We start from the raw sequence: 15006 nt of genomic DNA, 5'->3' as shown, positions 1-15006 counted from the left end.
CCATGAATAACATAAAATCTCAGGAAGTGTTTGATAAAGCCTGCAATTATATGCCCGGAGGAGTAAACAGTCCTGTCAGGGCCTTCAGATCGGTTGGACTCAAGCCGCCGGTAATAAAAAAAGGAAAGGGTTCCAGGCTTTTTGACCTTGACGAAAATGAATATATTGATTACGTTTGCTCCTGGGGTCCGATGATTTTGGGACATGCGCAGCCTGCCGTCATTGCGGCCATAAGGGAAGCCGCCGAAAACGGAACGAGCTTCGGGGCGCCCACTGAGAACGAATTGCAGCTGGCCGAATTAATATGTGAGGCCATTCCTTCCATGGAAATGCTCAGACTTGTCAGCTCGGGAACAGAGGCTGCCATGAGTGCCATACGCGCGGCAAGAGGTTACACCGGCAGGGATTTGATAGTTAAATTCGAAGGCTGTTACCACGGACACAGTGACGGCCTGCTGGTCAAAGCCGGCTCAGGCGCCCTGACGGCCGGAGTGCCCGACAGTTCGGGAGTACCGGCGGATTATTCCAGGAACACCCTTGTAGCCGTGTACAATGACCTGGAAGGTTTGCAGGAGCTGTTCAAAAAATATGGCAGCAGAATGGCAGCAGTTATAATTGAGCCCATTGCCGCCAATATGGGGCTGGTGCTTCCGGATATTGATTTTCTTAAGCAGCTGCGTACACTGACCGAAAATCACGGTGCGCTTTTGATTTTTGACGAAGTGATCACAGGCTTCCGGGTTTCCTATGGAGGAGCTCAGGAGTTGTATGGCATAAGGCCCGACCTGACCGTATTGGGAAAGATTATCGGCGGAGGAATGCCTGTTGGCGCATACGGCGGAAAAAGGAAAATAATGGAGAAAATAGCTCCGCTGGGCCCTGTATACCAGGCAGGAACCCTTTCAGGCAATCCTGTTGCAGTGGCTGCCGGCATCAGTACCTTGAAGACCATAAAGCAGACCGGGGACTTCTACAGCCGGCTGGATTCCCTGGGCAAATCCCTGGAAAATGCATATACAGAGGCTGCAAACAGGTACGGAACCGATATAAGTATTAACAGGGTGGGCTCACTTTTAAGTGTTTTTTTCAGCGACAGGGAGGTTGTGGATTACAGCAGTGCGGTAAAGTCAGACCTGGATAAATTTAAAAAATATTTCTCATTTATGCTGGATAGAGGCATTTATATTGCTCCCTCACAGTTTGAAGCACTGTTTGTCTCATATGCCCATACTGAAAAGGATATTGCTGAAACCAAAGCAGCTATAGAGTATGCTTTTTCACGGTTATAGCGTTAATTTATTTCTAAATAATAACAGGTATTGCTATTGACATTGAATGGAAATATATTTTATAATTAAAAAGGATATAATTTTAATACGAGAAGAAAGGAGTTGTTGTTGTATGTCATTAAAATTAATTGTTGGGGTGGCTCTTTGCTAACTGAATAATGGCACGGTGCAGAGGAGTTTTTTATATGCTTTGTTCCGGTGCGGCTTCTTTCGAGCAACTGTATGGTGGATGCAATTAAATACGACAGTAATGAACAGCTTGTAAATAATTTATTTACAGAGCCGTTTTATTATTGAGTAGTTGTCGGCACGCATTAGTAGCGTGTTTTTTTATTGTCCGGGAAAGTATGAATTTTTCAATCATATCCGCAGGTGGTCGCTATCTGCGGATTTTTTATGTCCATTTTCAGTTTGGGACACTAAAATATCAGAAATTTGCTCGTGACGCCAGTATTTAAATTTTTTGTTTACGTGGATACCACGTGGAATGGAGGGCAACTATGGATAAAAGGAAAACTACTTTTGATTATATGAAGGAAATACGGAACAACTGGGTTATAAATCCCAGGACAAGAGTTCAGGAAAACAGTCTGAAGAACAAAAAGAAACGCAGACAGGACGAAAAGAAATTTATAAAGGATGATTACTGATGAATATAAAAGATTATGGATGGAATGATTTTTTTGAAATCCAATGGAAAGAAAGGGCGGCTGCAGCAATGTTCCCGGGCCGTATCACTGCTGACTTCGGGCAGCAGCTGAAGGTTATGACCGATTCAGGTGAACTTACGGTCGGCAGACCGTTGCAGAAAGAGGGAAACAGCCTTCAACTGGCTGTCGGGGATTGGGTCGGCCTTGAAACGGTACAGGGGGCAGATACTTTGGTCAGATTTGTTCTCACGAGAAAAACCAAGTTTTCGAGAGCAGCAGCCGGAATTGAGGTTAAGGAGCAGATTGTTGCAGCAAATGCCGATACCGTTTTTATAATACAGTCGCTTAACAGGGATTTTAACATGAAAAGGCTGGAAAGGTATATGATTGCTGCCTGGGACAGCGGTGCTGTGCCTGTGGTGGTGCTGACAAAGGCCGACTGCTGTGGGGATACGGTTGATAAGCTGGGTATGGTATACGGCACAGCTCCCGGTGTTGAGGTTTACGCCATAAGTTCTGTGACGGGACAGGGTATCGAGGATATAAGGAAATACCTGCTGCCCGGCAAAACAGTGGCGTTATTGGGGTCGTCGGGAGTGGGCAAGTCTACACTGGTAAACACCCTGTCCGGAGAGAAAATTCTTAAGACGCAGTCAATACGTGAGGACGACAGCAGGGGCAGACATACCACCACCCACAGGGAACTTGTACTTTTGCCGGGAGGAGGGCTGATTCTGGATACTCCCGGAATGAGAACACTTTCCCTGTGGGATTCCGACACCGGTATGGACATTATGTTCGGAGACATTGAAGAACTTGTTCTGAAATGCCGCTTTCACGACTGCAAACACCGGGATGAGCCGGGTTGTGCAGTAAGGGAGGCACTGGAGACCGAAAAACTTGAGAAGAAAAGATGGGATAGCTGGCTGAAGCTGCAGAAGGAAATTGCCTTTATGGAATCAAAGAAGGACGGAAAGCAGAGACTTCAGGAGAAGCAGTGGGGGCGCCAGCTGTCAAAGTACCAGAAGAATTTTGCAAAAGGGAAGTTTTAGGGTTCTAAATTGGGAGGATGCGTATGAATATCAAAATCAGATATGTTTGACATTGAGGACGGGAGGGTGGAATAATTGCATATATATAAAGAAACTCTTGATATCATAAACAGATATTCTAAAAAACCGGAACCCTTTGAGCCGGGTGAAAAGACCTTCTGGGACCATCCCCATATATCCCGGAGCATGCTGGAAGCCCATCTCAGCCAAAACCATGATGCTGCCAGCAGAAAAGCTGAGACCATAGACCGGACTATAGATAACCTGTTTAAGGCAGGTGCCCTCAAACCCGGAATGAGGCTGTTGGATCTTGGCTGCGGTCCCGGCTTATATGCTCAAAGGCTGGCTATGGCCGGTATGGAGGTTGTGGGAGTGGATATTTCAGAACGTTCAATAGGTTATGCACGAGCAGCAGCTGAGGAGTTAAACCTGCCTGTCGAATATCACTGTGTGAACTTCTTTGATTTGGAGTTTCAAAATGAATTTGATGCCGTAATTCAGGTTTACGGTGAGCTTAATACTTTTCCGGAGGCATCCCTGGTACAGTTGCTTGCGGCAGTAAGAAAAGCACTGAAGGAGGATGGCGTCTTTATTTTCGATGTTTCGACCCGGAAACTCAGAAGTAAGAGCGAAATTCACAACAATTGGTATTATAGTGATCAGGGCTTCTGGAGGCCGGGCCGGCATATGGTGCTTGAAATGTGCTTTGATTACCCTGACAGGGACTTGTGGCTGAATCAGTACATAATTATTGATGAAAGTGGCTGCAAGGTGTACAGAAACTGGTTTCATGACTATTCATTGGAAGCTGTGGAGGAATTATTAAGTAAGGCCGGGTTTAAGTTGAAGACTGTATGGAACGATCTCACAGGCAGTGTGTATACCGGGGATGGAGAATGGATAGCCGTTATTGCTCAAAAAGATAATTCATGACACAATGAAAAATAAATGATCGGAAGTAAAAACACCTGGTTTTGGGGCTGTCTCAAAGCAGGACAATTGTATTATAATATAAATCAGTGGGATCAAATATTGCAGCAAAAATACTTTAAAGACGAGGTAAGACGATGAGAATAGGTACTGTGGGGACCGGAGCCATTGTAGAGGATTTTTTAACAGGAATGGAACAGGTGGAAAATGTTGAATGTACGGCTGTCTTTTCAAGAAGTGAAGAAACGGCCAGGGCATTGGCGGATAAATTCAATGTAAAGAAATTTTACACAGCTTACGATGAATTACTTTGTGACGGTGATGTTGATTTTATTTATATAGCATCTCCGAACAGCCTTCATTTCAGGCAGGCCTTGCAGGCCCTGCAGAAGGGAAAGCATGTAATATGTGAAAAGCCGTTTACATCTACGGTACAGGAAGTAAAAACCTTGACTGACCTGGCGAGGGAGAAGGAATTGTTTTTATTTGAGGCGGTTACAACCATACATTTCCCGAACTATAAGAAGGTAAAAGAACATATTGGAGCAATAGGAGATTTGAAGCTGGTTCAGTGCAATTATTCACAGTATTCCAGCAGATATGACAAATTTCTGCTGGGTGAAGTAACAAATATTTTCAGCCCGGAGTTTTCGGGAGGGGCTCTGACGGATATTAACATTTATAATTTGCACTTTGCAATCGGTTTGTTCGGCCGGCCGAAGGAAGTAAAATATGCGGCCAACCTTGCAGGTAACGGCATTGATACCTCGGGTATCGCCCTTCTTAAATATGATGATTTCGTATGTGAGTGCACCGGGGCAAAGGACAGCAATAGTCCCAGTTTTGCAATTATCCAGGGAACAAAGGGGTATATAAGGGTAAATGGTCCGGTTAACAGTTGTACATCATTTGAAGTTGGAATGGGTGGCAGCGTTGAAACGTATAATTATCACGCAAACTCCGATAGATTTGTTTATGAAATAAAGGAGTTTGCGGATATATATGAAAACAGGGACTATAAAAGATGTTACGGCCTGTTCGACCACTCGGTGGCAGTCATTGAAACGGCTGTAAAAGCCAGAAAAGATGCGGGAGTGGTATTTGCTGCCGATAAAGCGCAGACATGATATAAATAGTACTCTGGCGGATAAACAGGCTGTTTGCCGTGTATTGCCTGTGAATAAGCTGCAATCAGGAGGGAAGAATATGATTTTATCAGGCAAGGAAATACAAAACAGGCTGGGACGGGATATTTTTATTGAACCCTTTAACCCGGCTCAGCTGAATCCCAACAGTTACAATCTGAAACTGCACAATGAACTGCTGGTATATGAGAATGAAATTTTGGATATGAAGAAGGAAAACAAAGCGAAAAACCTTGTCATACCTGATGAAGGTCTGGTATTGGAACCCAACAGGCTTTATCTGGGCAGAACAAAAGAGTATACAAGGACCGAAAAATATGTGCCCATGCTGGAGGGCAGATCTTCAATCGGAAGGCTTGGACTTTTTATTCATGTGACGGCCGGGTTTGGCGATGTAGGCTTTTCAGGTTATTGGACCCTGGAGATTTATTGCATCCAGCCCATCAGAGTTTATGCCGGTGTTGATATATGCCAGATTTACTATCATTCGATTGAAGGAGAATACGAAAAATACACCAGCGGCAAATACCAGAACAATACCGGTATTCAGCCAAGCCTTTTATACAGGGACTTTAACAAATAGCACCTGACTTGAAAACTGATAAATATGAGCAAAATATGAGCAAATTATAAGCAGAAAATCAAAAAGACACAAAAAAGTAAAAAGAGCTTTACAGTACTTAAAGGTTGTGCTATAATACACTGCGTATGTAATACGGATGGTCCTCTGCACAAAGGTTGTACAGGATGCACGAACATCTAGGAGAGGAAGGAGGAATTTGAAAATGGATATATTGAAAGCAATTGAAAATGAACAGATAAGAACTGACCTTCCTAAATTGGAAATTGGTGATTTTATTAAGGTTCATGCAAAGATCAAAGAAGGAACCAGGGAGAGAATCCAGGTATTCGAAGGTACTGTCATAGCTTTGAAAGGTTCCGGCTTAAAGGAAACTTTTACTGTCAGAAGAGTATCCTACGGTGTTGGTGTTGAAAGAATTTTCCCTGTTAACTCACCAAGAATCGATCATATCGATGTAGTTAGAAAAGGTGTTGTTAGAAGAGCCAAACTTTACTATCTGCGTGACAGAGTGGGTAAGGCTGCCAAGGTTAAGGAAAAACTTCAGACTAAATAAGTCATAAGTGTTTGTATGAACACAGCGGAAAACCCAGGGGCGTGACGTCTCTGGGTTTTTAGTCTGTTCCGGGAGTGTATGCATGAATGCTTGACTGTTGCTTATGTTGTTTTTGATGTTAAATAAATGTAATTTGTATAATTTTGTGTTTTTATATATAATAGAAACGGTTTGATATTTATTAAATAAATAAAAGTCTACGAGGTGTTTTCCTATGGAGAATCAAAACTATGAGAATAATGAAGAAAAACTTGAAAAATTAAATACTGAAAATAAAGACAAGCAGTCTTCCGATATAAAACCAAAGAAAAAAAATTCTATAGGCAGAGAAATCTTTGAGTGGGCCGTTGTCATTGTTGCAGCAGTATTGATATCCATGCTGATAAAGGCCTTTATTTTTTCGACCTACCAGGTAAATATGGTGTCAATGGAAAATACCCTGTTCGAAGGACATAACGTCATAGTGTACAAAACAGGGTATTTCTTCAGTGAACCCAGGCGGGGCGACATAATCGTGTTTATGCATGAGGAAGGACAATTTAAAAGTATATTTAAATATCTGCCCATAAGAAATCCGGGTGAAGTGGATTATATAAAGAGAGTTATAGGACTGCCCGGTGATCAGATAGACATACGTGATGGTTTTGTATATAGAAAAGCTGCCGGGGAAAGTGAGTATAAAAAGCTTGAAGAACCTTATGTAAAAGGCATTACAGAATCCAAAGGCATGCAGCTGCCTTTTACTGTTCCTGAGAATAAGTTGTTTGTAATGGGTGATAATAGAGAACAAAGTCTGGATTCGAGATCCAGCGAGGTTGGCCCCATAGACGTTGATTCGGTTATAGGAAGGGCCGTATTGAGAATCTGGCCTTTAGGAAAATTCGGCGGACTAAAGTAGTTTTAATTAAAGCGGCAATTATTACACAAAGGAGAATTAAATGAATATACAGTGGTTTCCGGGACATATGGCCAAGACCAGAAGGCTTATTGCCGAAAATTTAAAGCTGGTCGACGTCATCATAGAACTGCTTGATGCCAGAATACCCTTCAGCAGCAGAAATCCCGAAATTAATACTTTGATAAATAACAAGCCCAGGCTTGTTGCTTTTAATAAATCCGATCTTGCAGACGAGCAGATATCCGGACAATGGGTAAAATGGTATGCTGAACAGGGAATAAATTGCATTCTGATAAACTCAATAAGCGGAAAGGGTTTGAATGAAGTAAAAGCCCGTGCCAGAGAGCTCATGTCGGAAAAGATTGAAAGAGACAGGGCAAAGGGCAAGCTCTTTACCCCGGTAAGACTCATGGTAGTTGGTATTCCAAATGTGGGGAAATCTTCTTTTATAAACAGGATAGTGGGCAGGGCAACTGCCGTAACAGGGGACAGGCCCGGTGTCACAAGAGGAAAGCAGTGGATAAGGATCAATTCCGAAATAGAATTGCTGGACACTCCGGGTATATTGTGGCCAAAGTTTGAAGATCAGGAAGTTGGTTTGAATCTTGCCTTTACGGGCGCCATAAAAGACGACATAATGGATATTGCCGAAGCTGCCATGGAATTGCTTGTCAGACTCTCGAAAAATTATCCGGCCGAGCTTTGCACCAGATTCAAGCTTGAGCCGGATGTACTGAAGGATATTGAGCCTCTTGAGCTGCTGGAAACGGTTGCCAGGAAAAGGGGCTGTATTATTTCAAAAGGACAGATCGACTATTCCAGGATAGCGGCTATAGTTCTTGATGAGTTCAGAGGCGGAAAAATCGGCAGGATAACCCTTGAAAAGCCGGGAGACAGGGAAGAAACCAGGGCAGCTAATGGAGTTGCCCCGGAAATATAGCTGTGCCTGCTGAAATTTGTAGGTAAAAAACAAGTATTTTGGCCGGAGTATTGTTATTTTTGACGTTTAAACTTGTCCACCTGTTTTTGCATTTCGCTCAATACATTCTGCAAGCCGGCTTTCTTCATTTCACTGTTCATTTTGGAAAGGGTAGCAGCCGGATCGACTTTTCCAAAGGACAAGTCGGACAGGTATGGCGTATATACGGCCATTAACTTCTGCGCCCTTTAATATGTTTTTTCCAAGGAGGGCTTTGGTTTTGGGAGCATAGGTGTCAAGCATATCGGTAATATCCTTATAGGCTCCTATTGAAGTCAGATCGCTGTAGTACGCAGTCCAGTTGGAAGTAAAATTAATGTCGTAAGGCTCACCGGCAGCTACCATTAATTTTATACGGTTGTCAAAATCATCGCCCCAGAAAAACGTAGTGATATCCACTGTAGCATTGATTTTATCCTCCAGATATTTATTTATTTCCTCTTCAACCAGGCCTATATCCTTCTGGTCTCCGCTTCCGGTTACAATCCATTTCAGATTAACCTGTTCCGAAATGTCTGCAATATCTCCAGCGGTTTCAGCGTTAACAGTCTGAAGATTACCTAAATTAAAAGTCATAATAAACAGAAAGGAAAAAATAAGAACTAGCTTGTTACAAGGAATTTTCATTAACTCTTTCATTTTTTGTCTCCGATCTTTAAATCCAAATTATAGAAATTGTAACATATTTGTTCTTCTATTCCAATGGCGAAATACAACCAAATCCAATATATTATGACACTAGCCAACACCTTAATTCTGTAGTAAAGTATAAATATTGATAAAATAAAGCAAAAATTCAGTCAGGGAGGAAGTATGGTAAAATTATCCCTTAAGGAAATACAGGAACAGATTCAGGAAAAGTCGGTGGATGAAGCAATTGATTATCTTTTATCCTTTGGGAATCAAGGCTCGGGAGTGGCAAAGCTGCTCGAAAGATATTACAGGCTGAAGGAAAAGCAGAGAGCCGAAGCAGAGAGGCTTGAAAAGCTGCTGTCCTTTGAAAGACAGGCCCGGGAAGAAGGGTTCAGTTATATAGCGGGTGTGGATGAAGCCGGCAGGGGGCCGCTGGCAGGTCCGGTTGTTGCGGCAGCGGTGATTTTTCCGGAAGGTGTGACCATAGAAGGTGTAAATGACTCAAAGAAATTGAGTGAGGCCCAAAGAGAAGCCTTGTTTGAAATAATCAAGGAAAAGGCACTTGCTTATGGCATTCAGGCCATTGATGAAAAGTGTATAGACAACATAAATATATTGAATGCTACAAAAAGCGCCATGACAGGAGCCCTTGAACAGCTAAAGCCGCAGGCTGACTGCATTCTGCTCGACGCAGTGAGGCTTGAAAACATTAAGACAAAACAAGTCCCCATAATCAAAGGTGACAGCCTTAGCTTTTCTATAGCTGCCGCATCAATTCTGGCAAAGGTGACCAGGGACAGGCTTTTAAAGGAATATGACAACATATATCCGGAATATGGATTTGCAGTACATAAAGGTTATGCAACACCCCAGCATATTTCAGCTATTAAAAAATTCGGACTTTGTCCGATACATAGATTAAGCTTTGTAAAAAACTTTACCGATTGATATATTGTGGGGTGATATGGTTTGAGAATAGACAGCTTTACTTCTGCCGCAGCAAACACGACCTATAATGGTTCTGATATAATGGGCAAATTAAAGCCGGGCGATAATGTCAGGGTTCAGATCCTTGAGAATTCAGGAAGCGAGCTGACTTTGAAATTTTCTGACGGCACGGTGGTTTCAGGTGCAGCGGCGGCGCCGGTCGAAGCAGCCGAAGGCGAATTTGTAAATCTGACCTTCAAGGGTTTTGTTGACGGCCGGCCGGCCTTTGATGTTGCTGAAAAAGCAACTCAGCCTCAAACCGATAAGGCTTTTGAAAATATCAGGAATGTACTGACCGCACTTAAACTGCCTCTTACAGAACAGAACCTGCAGATTGCCCAGGCATTGACACGGCAAAATTTACCAGTTACCCAAGAGAATATGGCTAAAATGACCGGGCTGTTAAAGGAAAATGCCGGTTTAAAGCCAAATGAAGCAGCATTCCTGACAGCTTCAAAGCTGTCGGAAGATACAAACAATATAGATAAGCTGCAGAGTCTTTTGGCCGGAAGGCTGAAGCTCAGCAATGATATCTCGGAACTTGCAAAATTGGTGGATTCACGGATGAAAGGCAGCGCTGATTTGCCGGCAGACGCTTCTGCCGTAAACAGGCTGGTGCAGAAAATAGCGGCTTCACTGGCCGAAAAAGGTGAACTGACTGCAAAAGCCGGGGAAGAAATCAAAAATCAGGCGGTTCAAAATAACGGTACTCCGGCTGCCGCAGGCCAAGATCAGGCCAAGGCGTCAGCAAATACTGCTGAAAACGGCAGGGCGCCGGATATTTCGGCAAACACACGGCCGGCTGTCGGGACGGCAGGTCAGGGAGAAGCAGGAGAAGCAGTTGTTAATAATAAGACAAACAGCGGTGAAACGGGACAAACAGCCAAGCCGGCCCAATCGGGCGCGGAAGGGGCCGGTAAAGCGGTCAATGACCAGGTAAGTTCACCGGTTAAGGCAAATACCTCAGAGATTGACACAGCCCCCAGACCGGGAAATTTATCTGCAGAAACAGGTGATAAAGCAGACATTGCCCGCAACCACGCCCAAACGGAAAACTCAGGCTTAAACTCAACTGCTGAAAAGCTCCTTAACATGCTAAAGGGGGAAACGCCCTCCGGCAAATCCGAACTGACCTTATTAAACGCATTTAATAAGGAACTGACTGCGCTTATGAACTCGGGAAAACTGCCGGGTGAAGAGCTGGCGGCAGCAAAGCAGCTTGCCGGGGAGGAAAGAGTATCCGCAGCAGCTGTAAAAACCCTTGAAAGTCTGTTTGTCAGGATTGATGAAACCAGCCAGAATATTGATCCTGTCAGGCTGTATAAAGAAATGGACGGTGCCCTGCAGACTCTCAAAAGTACTTTGCAGCTGCTGCCCCAGGGGATAAGGGAAGCTGCCGGCACAATAGTGAACAATCTGGAAAGCAATGTGAATTTTATTAATCAGCTCAACAATTACAGTTCGTATGTGCAGCTCCCTTTGAGCATATTCAATCAGAATACCACCGGTGAACTGTATATGCTGAAAAAGGGCTCCAGATCCAAAAAGCTTGACCCCTCCAATATGACTGTGCTTATATCTCTGGACAGCAATAATATCGGAAGGATAGATACCCTCCTCAGTGTTGACAGGAGAAATATAAGCACAAATTTCAGACTTGAAAACAGTGAGGTGTTTCCTGTGCTGAAGGAACACCACAAACAGCTTTACAACGGTCTGCTTGAAAAAGGCTTCAGGCTTGTGGACTTTACCTACAGGCTCATGGATGAACCCATTAATATAGTCAATTTTGAAGCAGAGGCAAAAAAGGAATTTATTAAAAGCCCCAATAACATTGATATTTCTATTTAATTCATACTTACTATAGGCGGTGGGAATTTGCAGGACAAGGATAAAAACAGGAAAGGCATAAGGCATGCAGCAGCACTGCAGTATTCTCCCGAGACCGATGCCGCCCCGAAAGTGGTTGCCACAGGCAAGGGAATCGTGGCCGAAAAAATGATCGAAAAGGCCAAAGAGGCCGATATACCTGTATATCAGAATACTGAGCTGGCTCAAACTCTTTCGGCGCTTGGAATCGGCGACCAGATACCGCCGGAGGTTTATGACGTTGTTGCCGAAATCCTTATATTCATAGGAAGCGTGGACAAAAGCTACGGTCAGGATTACGAGGATTAGGCTTTTCAAAAGGTGTCTGAGACAATCGGATCCGGATCAAACGGCAGGCTGCCATAACATTAAAAGAAGGTGAGTCATATGACCGGCATAAACACCAGGAAGCTGGGTGCTGACGGTGAGGAAAAGGCAGTTCAGTACCTTCTTGAGAAAAATTATGCAATTTTAAAAACCAATTACAGAGTCGGTCGTTTGGGTGAAATAGATATAATTGCAAGAGATGCCGAATATATTTGTTTTATAGAGGTTAAGACCAGACGCACCGGCACCTGGGGTTCTCCCGGAGAGGCGGTAACAGCAGCAAAGCAGAGAAAAATACACCGGATTGCCGCCATCTATCTTTCAAATACAGGAAGTACATGCGCATGTGTACGGTTTGATGTCATTGAAATCATACTCACAAAAGATGTTAATTTCAATTCCGTTATCAAAAGTATAAACCATATAAAGAATGCATTTTAGAATTTTTTTAAAAGGAGACTGATATGCTTATTGTTGATGCTCATTGCGACACCATAACCACCATAATGAAATGCGGGGAGGGACTCCGCAAAAACAACTGCCACATTGATATAAGCAGACTAAAGAATTACGACAGCTATGTCCAGTTCTTTGCGGCGTTTATTTCACCTGAGCACGCTAAAATGGGAGCGCTGAAGAGAACTCTGAGTATCATCGACAGGCTGTACCAGGAGATAGAAGACAATAAACAGGACATAATGTTATGCTGTAATTACAACGATATGGAAGACGCATTTGCCGGCCGAAAAATTGCAGCCGTTCTCACAATTGAGGGCGGTGAAGCATTGGAGGGAAGTTTGGCTTCTTTAAGGATGCTTTACAAAATGGGTGTGAGGGGTATGACGCTTACCTGGAATTACAGAAACCAGATAGCCGACGGAGTTATTGACGGGATATCGGGAGGGGGACTGACACCTTTTGGGCGTGAAGTGATCCCGGAAATGAACCGGCTTGGAATGCTGGTAGATGTTTCACATATATCGGAGGCCGGTTTCTGGGATGTGATAAACCTGACCGCTGCTCCCATCATTGCATCCCATTCAAATTCAAAAAAATTGTGCAGTCATCCCAGGAACCTCACCGATGAGCAATTGCTTGCCCTGAAGAAAAACGGCGGCGTTACGGGACTGAACCTCTATCCTCTGTTCCTCAATGACGGGGGAAAAGCCTCAATAAAGGATGCGCTTTCTCACATTGAATACATTGTGGCACTTACCGGTGAGGACACTCTTGGTCTGGGTTCCGATTTTGACGGTATTGAATCCACACCTGAAGGGCTGGAAGGCGTACAATGCTATTCCAATCTCCTCAATGAACTTCTCAAGCTGAACTATAGCGAGGGTTTGGTTAAAAAAATTGCCGGGGAAAACTTTATCAGGGTTATTAAAAGCGTACTTTGACAAATACTATAAAAAGAATGCTGCTTACCAAAGTCAATTGCTATGGGCTTTCAGCCGATAGGTAATTGACTTTTTTACTTTCTCCAAAATAACTGCAACTTAACCAGGCTATACTTGCATAATTTTTCTTTTAAATTTTATTTTGTCTGCTGGTAAATAATTTTTTGAATAAAAAGATCAATAAACTTGCAAACAAGAATAATATGTATTAGAATTATTATTGGTTATACTGTTTTTGAGAGGAGAAGATAATGAATAGCTACAGTAAATTATCCAAAAATGAACTTCAAAATGAGATAGAAAAACTTGAAAAAAGATATAATGCATTTAAAGAGCAAAAGCTAAAGCTTGATATGACAAGGGGCAAACCATGCTCGGAACAGCTGGACATGTGTATGGAGATTCTTGACATTCCTTCGAAGGAACTCCGCAAGGCGGCTGACGGCACCGATACCTTCAATTATGGTGTTCTCGACGGTCTCCCGGAAGCAAAGGCACTTTTTGCAGAAATGCTTGACGTAGATAAAAGTGAAGTCATCATCGGCGGAAACTCAAGTCTGAACCTGATGTATGATGCGGTTGCAAGAGCCATGTCGCTTGGTATTCTCGGCAGCACTCCCTGGTCAAAGCTGGACAGGGTCAAATTTTTATGTCCAAGCCCCGGATATGACCGCCATTTTGCAATCTGCGAGCTGTTTGGAATTGAAATGATCACCATTGATATGAGGCAGGACGGTCCTGACATGGATACGGTGGAAAAACTTGTTTCAGAAGATGACAGTATCAAGGGCATGTGGTGTGTTCCAAAGTACAGCAATCCGGATGGAATCACCTATTCCGACAGGGTGGTTGACAGAATTGCGGCTTTAAGACCGAAAGCAAAGGATTTCAGAGTATTCTGGGATAACGCCTATTGCGTACATCATTTGTCCGACAAGCCTGATGAATTGAAAAACATACTGACTGCCTGCAAGGCCACCGGAAATGATAATATGGTGTACATTTTCAGCTCCACCTCAAAAATCAGTTTCCCGGGAGCCGGAATAGCAGCGATGGCAGCAAGTGTTGAGAATCTCAACGGCATCAGGAAAAGCATGACCATTCAGACCATAGGCCATGATAAAATAAACCAGCTGAGACATGTCAGATATTTTAAAAATCTTGACGGCATCAATCTGCATATGAAAAAACATGCAAATATTTTGAAGCCTAAATTCGATATAGTAAATGAGATCCTTGAAAAAGAACTGGGAGGAAAGGAAATAGCCTCCTGGAACAAACCCAACGGCGGATATTTCATCAGCCTCAACACTCTCGACAACTGTGCCAAAGAGGTTGAAAAGCTTTCACTTGAAGCAGGAGTGGTACTTACAAAGGCCGGAGCGACCTATCCCTACGGAAAAGATCCTAAGGACAGAAATATAAGGATAGCTCCCACGCTGCCGCCTGTAGAAGAGCTTAAGAAGGCCATAGAGATATTCTGTATCAGTATACGGCTGGTTTCTGCAAAGAAATTTTTAGAAATGGCTTGAACGAATAAGGGATTAAGCATATAATTTTACATGAGTTTAGAAAGTATTCCGTATACGTTCTAATATTCATAAATGTCTAAAGCGGGATTTGTATCCCGCACTTTTTTTTGAAAAGAAATAATCCGAATATTTTTAATATTTTTGATGCAAATATTCGGTTTTTGTTGTATAATATATCC

17 protein-coding genes are annotated in these 15006 nt (G+C 43.2%); 15 read left to right on the top strand and 2 right to left on the bottom strand.

Going from position 1 to position 15006, the window contains the following annotated elements; all coding sequences use genetic code 11:
* The first annotated feature begins 2 nt into the window (after positions 1 to 2).
* The 9 genes from hemL to ylqF all read left to right on the top strand — a co-directional run bounded on the left by hemL (position 3) and on the right by ylqF (position 8040).
* Complete coding sequence (hemL, locus tag T344_RS0105850; RefSeq protein WP_027627923.1) at positions 3 to 1289, top strand: glutamate-1-semialdehyde 2,1-aminomutase; 1287 nt, start codon at positions 3 to 5, stop codon at positions 1287 to 1289.
* A gap of 500 nt (positions 1290 to 1789) precedes the next feature.
* Complete coding sequence (locus tag T344_RS31225) at positions 1790 to 1939, top strand: hypothetical protein (RefSeq protein WP_169738694.1); 150 nt, start codon at positions 1790 to 1792, stop codon at positions 1937 to 1939.
* Entirely contained in the window at positions 1939 to 2991 is a 1053-nt protein-coding gene (rsgA, locus tag T344_RS0105840) for a ribosome small subunit-dependent GTPase A (protein WP_027627922.1), read from the top strand. The genes T344_RS31225 and rsgA overlap by 1 nt, the downstream gene beginning before the upstream one ends.
* Before the next feature lie 75 nt (positions 2992 to 3066).
* Complete coding sequence (locus T344_RS0105835; RefSeq protein WP_027627921.1) at positions 3067 to 3924, top strand: class I SAM-dependent methyltransferase; 858 nt, start codon at positions 3067 to 3069, stop codon at positions 3922 to 3924.
* Between the two features lie 134 nt (positions 3925 to 4058).
* Complete coding sequence (locus tag T344_RS0105830) at positions 4059 to 5048, top strand: Gfo/Idh/MocA family protein (RefSeq protein ID WP_027627920.1); 990 nt, start codon at positions 4059 to 4061, stop codon at positions 5046 to 5048.
* 79 nt (positions 5049 to 5127) lie between these two features.
* A complete protein-coding gene (gene dcd, locus T344_RS0105825; protein ID WP_027627919.1) occupies positions 5128 to 5649 on the top strand; it encodes a dCTP deaminase in 522 nt (173 codons plus the stop codon).
* A 202-nt stretch (positions 5650 to 5851) separates the two neighbouring features.
* A complete protein-coding gene (gene rplS, locus T344_RS0105820) occupies positions 5852 to 6202 on the top strand; it encodes a 50S ribosomal protein L19 (RefSeq protein WP_004627168.1) in 351 nt (116 codons plus the stop codon).
* 214 nt (positions 6203 to 6416) lie between these two features.
* Positions 6417 to 7100, top strand: a complete 684-nt coding sequence (lepB, locus tag T344_RS0105815; protein ID WP_027627918.1) for a signal peptidase I — start codon at positions 6417 to 6419, stop codon at positions 7098 to 7100.
* A gap of 40 nt (positions 7101 to 7140) precedes the next feature.
* Complete coding sequence (gene ylqF, locus T344_RS0105810) at positions 7141 to 8040, top strand: ribosome biogenesis GTPase YlqF (RefSeq protein ID WP_027627917.1); 900 nt, start codon at positions 7141 to 7143, stop codon at positions 8038 to 8040.
* A 53-nt stretch (positions 8041 to 8093) separates the two neighbouring features.
* Here ylqF and T344_RS31900 read toward each other — a convergent pair whose 3' ends face one another.
* Both T344_RS31900 and T344_RS31125 read right to left on the bottom strand, forming a co-directional pair.
* On the bottom strand, positions 8094 to 8222 hold the full coding sequence (locus T344_RS31900) for a DUF3502 domain-containing protein (RefSeq protein ID WP_162178024.1): 129 nt from the start codon (positions 8220 to 8222) through the stop codon (positions 8094 to 8096).
* Positions 8170 to 8718, bottom strand: coding sequence for a hypothetical protein (locus tag T344_RS31125; RefSeq protein ID WP_027627916.1), 549 nt, complete (start codon positions 8716 to 8718; stop codon positions 8170 to 8172). Before T344_RS31125 ends, T344_RS31900 begins: the two co-directional genes overlap by 53 nt.
* 174 nt (positions 8719 to 8892) lie before the next feature.
* On the opposite strand from T344_RS31125, the gene T344_RS0105800 reads away from it, so the two are divergent.
* The 6 genes from T344_RS0105800 to T344_RS0105775 all read left to right on the top strand — a co-directional run bounded on the left by T344_RS0105800 (position 8893) and on the right by T344_RS0105775 (position 14827).
* The gene (locus T344_RS0105800) at positions 8893 to 9660 is read left to right on the top strand and encodes a ribonuclease HII (RefSeq protein ID WP_027627915.1); all 768 of its coding nucleotides are present in this window, start codon (positions 8893 to 8895) and stop codon (positions 9658 to 9660) included.
* Positions 9661 to 9681: 21 nt separating this feature from the next.
* Entirely contained in the window at positions 9682 to 11550 is a 1869-nt protein-coding gene (locus T344_RS0105795) for a flagellar hook-length control protein FliK (RefSeq protein WP_027627914.1), read from the top strand.
* Positions 11551 to 11577: 27 nt separating this feature from the next.
* Entirely contained in the window at positions 11578 to 11877 is a 300-nt protein-coding gene (locus T344_RS0105790; protein ID WP_004627073.1) for an EscU/YscU/HrcU family type III secretion system export apparatus switch protein, read from the top strand.
* 78 nt (positions 11878 to 11955) lie between these two features.
* Positions 11956 to 12336: a YraN family protein gene (locus T344_RS0105785; RefSeq protein ID WP_027627913.1), complete on the top strand. Its 381-nt coding sequence runs from the start codon at positions 11956 to 11958 to the stop codon at positions 12334 to 12336.
* Positions 12337 to 12359: 23 nt separating this feature from the next.
* The gene (locus tag T344_RS0105780; protein ID WP_027627912.1) at positions 12360 to 13295 is read left to right on the top strand and encodes a dipeptidase; all 936 of its coding nucleotides are present in this window, start codon (positions 12360 to 12362) and stop codon (positions 13293 to 13295) included.
* 251 nt (positions 13296 to 13546) lie between these two features.
* The gene (locus tag T344_RS0105775) at positions 13547 to 14827 is read left to right on the top strand and encodes an aspartate aminotransferase type Ic (protein ID WP_027627911.1); all 1281 of its coding nucleotides are present in this window, start codon (positions 13547 to 13549) and stop codon (positions 14825 to 14827) included.
* The last annotated feature ends 179 nt before the right edge of the window (positions 14828 to 15006 follow it).

The organism is Ruminiclostridium cellobioparum DSM 1351 = ATCC 15832 (assembly GCF_000621505.1).
Taxonomy (GTDB): domain Bacteria; phylum Bacillota; class Clostridia; order Acetivibrionales; family DSM-1351; genus Ruminiclostridium; species Ruminiclostridium cellobioparum.
The sequence above is the reverse complement of the archived record's forward strand: the minus strand, read 5'-3'. Positions and strand labels throughout refer to the sequence as shown.